Origin of the sequence: Streptomyces sp. NRRL F-5630 (genome assembly GCF_000719475.1) — a bacterium.
Classification (GTDB): Bacteria; Actinomycetota; Actinomycetes; order Streptomycetales; family Streptomycetaceae; genus Streptomyces.
The window spans coordinates 1-2,441 of the sequence record NZ_JOGO01000157.1 but is presented as its reverse complement, the minus strand read 5'-3'; the positions used below and the strand labels follow the sequence as shown (position 1 = coordinate 2,441).

General features: G+C 72.1%; 3 protein-coding genes. 1 reads left to right on the top strand and 2 read right to left on the bottom strand.

The annotated features are described in order from the left end of the window. Positions 1 to 269 precede the first annotated feature (269 nt). The gene (locus IF99_RS0130060) at positions 270 to 1,499 is read left to right on the top strand and encodes a C40 family peptidase (RefSeq protein WP_031001604.1); all 1,230 of its coding nucleotides are present in this window, start codon (positions 270 to 272) and stop codon (positions 1,497 to 1,499) included. Here the strand turns inward: IF99_RS0130060 and IF99_RS0130055 are convergent. Then, positions 1,394 to 1,807, bottom strand: coding sequence for a hypothetical protein (locus IF99_RS0130055; protein ID WP_234340922.1), 414 nt, complete (start codon positions 1,805 to 1,807; stop codon positions 1,394 to 1,396). The genes IF99_RS0130060 and IF99_RS0130055 overlap by 106 nt on opposite strands. Before the next feature lie 129 nt (positions 1,808 to 1,936). Next, the gene (locus IF99_RS0130050; RefSeq protein WP_031001599.1) at positions 1,937 to 2,290 is read right to left on the bottom strand and encodes a hypothetical protein; all 354 of its coding nucleotides are present in this window, start codon (positions 2,288 to 2,290) and stop codon (positions 1,937 to 1,939) included. Positions 2,291 to 2,441: the final 151 nt, after the last annotated feature.

Here is a 2,441-nt window from a genome sequence, read left to right as displayed (position 1 = left end):
GGGTGACGGCGGGGGCTGGGGCGCGGGGCATGGGATCAGCGAGGGCGCGGGATCGGCGGAGCGCGCGGAACGGCAGGGCGTGGGCTGCGGACCGGCGTGCGGCGTGCGGCGTGCGGCGTGCGGCGTGCGGCGTGCGGCGTGCGGCGTGCGGCGTGCGAGGCGAGAATCTATCGGGCATATCGCCTGGGGTCCTTCCTTCTTGCCCCTCGGCTTGGCTAACGTGCCGAGCGCGGCCCCCGCCGCCTGCCCGACCGAGAGGAGCGTGCGGCGTGACGTCGAGCGTGCCCCCCACTTCCGAGGTGCCTCCGCGCGCCGCCCGTCGCGTACCCGTCCGCCGGGCTTCCGCGTACCGCAAGCGGCGCCGCCCGAACTCCGCCCTGGCCCGTACCGGCTTCGCCGTGACGACCGCCGCGCTCGCCTCCGTCGTGCTGCTCGCCCCGCAGGCGACCGCGGACCCCGCCGCCCGGCCCTCGATCGAAGAGGTCCAGCGCAAGGTCGACGGCCTCTACCGCGAGGCCGGGACCGCCACGCAGAAGTACAACGCCGCCAAGGAACGCGCCGACCAGCAGCGCGCGAAGGCCAACGCCCTCATCAGCGCCCTCGCATCCTCCACCGAGGACCTCAACCGCTCCCGCGAGGACCTCGCCCGCTACGCCGCCGCCCAGTACCGCGACACTTCCGGCGGTTTCTCCGGCACCGCCACGATGTTCCTCGCCGACGACCCGCAGAGCTTCTTCGACCAGAGGTACGTGCTCGACCGGCTCGCCGCCGACCAGCACACGAAGGTGCAGGAATTCCGCGCCCGGCAGGCCGCCACCGACCGCAAGCGCATCGAAGCCCAGAAGAGCCTGAACCAGCTCACCGCCGCACAGCGGGACCTGCGCACGAGCAAGACCGAGGTGCAGGGCAAGCTCGCGGAGGCCCGTCGGCTCCTCGCCCGTCTGACCGCCGAGGAGAAAGCCCGCCTCGCGGAGATCGAACGCCGCCAGGAGGCGGAGGCGAAGAAGAAGGCAGAGGAGGCGGCCGCGCGGCAGAAGGCCGAGGCGGAGCGGGCCGCGAAGAAGGAACCCGCCGCTTCCGACAGCGGCACGGCGGCCTCGGCGGGGACAGGAACGAGCGCGGCGACGAGCGGCGCCTCAGGCTCGTCCAGCACCAGGGGCGAGAAGGCCATCGCCTTCGCGCGCTCCCAGCTCGGCAAGCCCTATGTGTGGGGCGCGACCGGCCCGGCCTCGTACGACTGCTCCGGACTCACACAGGCCGCCTGGAGAGCCGCGGGAATCTCCCTGCCGCGCACGACATGGGACCAGGTCAAGGTCGGCACACGCGTCGGTGTCAACAACGCCGTCCCCGGTGACCTGGTCTTCTTCTTCGACGACATCAGCCACGTCGGCCTCTACATCGGCAACGGCATGATGATCCACGCCCCCAAGCCGGGCGCCTCCGTCCGCGTCGAGTCCATCTTCACCATGCCGGTCCACGGAGTCGTCCGCCCCGCCTGACCGGCCGCCCGGTACCGGTCGAACGCCTCCCGCCCGTCCGGCACGAAGTCCGCCCGGCACACCGCCTCGCACATCGCGGCCTCGGTGAGCCACCCGTACCAGGCGATCTCGGCCGGATCGGGCGCGAGCGCCCCGGTCACCAGCACCTCGTGCAGCCCGAGCCAGTACGGGCTCAGCCCGCTCCGGCACACATAGGTGACCACGGGCCGCGGAGCCGCCGCCCCGCTCCCCAGTTCCTCCGCGAACTCCCGCGCCGCCGCGTCCTCGCCTACCCCCTCGTCCCGCTCACCCGGCGAGATCATCGGCACAGCCCCCACCCACGGCAACTCACCGTCCTGGGCAGGCGGTCATGAGAGGTGCGAACGTCAGCGGTCATTCCGCGAACCGAGTGTACGAGCCCCCACTGACGAAGAGCCCCGACCGACAAACAGTCCGGCTCAGTGCCAGGTGACCGCGATGAAGATGTTGGCGACGGTCAGCGCCCCGACCGCGCCGAAGAGCGGCTTCGGAACGCGCTCGTCGTCGCGCTTCACGTACACGAGCGCCAGGATCACGATGAGGAACGCGAGCTTGATCCCGATCTTCGTGTTGTTGAGCGAGTAGTCCTGCGCCTGGTTGAGACCGACGAGGACCGCCCCGGTCACCAACATCGTGAGCGCGCCGTGCAGCATCGCCGGCGTGAAACGGGCCGTACCGGCGCCCATCGCCTTCATCTGCGTGAGGAACCCGCCGAGCAACGCGCCGATCCCGATGATGTGCAGGCCCACGAAGACATTGATGAGGACATCCATGCCGGCGAGCCTATGCGCACCCCCCGACGCACCCACGGCCGGGTGGGACGGCCCCCCGGCTTCCCACGCAGGAGCCGAGGCGGGGTGGGGGGACGGGAGCGCGAGGGGTACGGAGCGGTGGGCGCGAGCCGCGAGCGGGGCGGGGCGGGGA

What these genes read in the sequence shown, in the direction of transcription:
- IF99_RS0130050 (WP_031001599.1), bottom strand. Translation starts at nt 2,290, where the DNA reads ATGGATGTCCTCATCAATGTCTTCGTGGGCCTGCACATCATCGGGATC.